The organism is Mesorhizobium sp. WSM4829 (assembly GCF_055811475.1).
Genome location: NZ_JBVVQJ010000159.1, coordinates 1 through 367, shown reverse-complemented (window position 1 = coordinate 367; position 367 = coordinate 1). Strand labels below are relative to the sequence as shown.

At 62.9% G+C, this 367-nt stretch carries 1 protein-coding gene; it reads right to left on the bottom strand.

All coding sequences use genetic code 11. From position 1 onward, the window contains the following. The coding region (locus AC0L17_RS34670) for a DPP IV N-terminal domain-containing protein (RefSeq protein WP_473519019.1) at positions 1-367 on the bottom strand (367 nt) is incomplete at both ends.

Genomic DNA, 367 nt, shown 5'->3' with positions numbered 1-367 from the left:
TGGTGGTTGGCCGGCTCGGGCGTGAGCTCAGTCAGCCCCTCACCGTCGAAGCCGATGCGGTACGCATGGACGAAATAGGGGTCCTCCCCCGGGTTCCTCCCGCTCGCCTCGAACCAGATCTGGCGCTTGACCGGATCGACATGGTTGACCGCCCGGACCACCCATTCACCGAAGGTGATCTGGTTCTTGAGCGCGCCCGTCTGGCCGTCGAACAGGTACAGGTGCTCGTGCCCGTCGCGCTCGGACGCCCAGATGATCTCCTTCCCGTCGTCGACATCGTAACGAAAGATTTTCCCGGTACGGCGCTGGTTCATCACCAGCGGCCGGTAATCAACGAAGGTCGTGCTGGTCTCTTCGATCAGCGAGC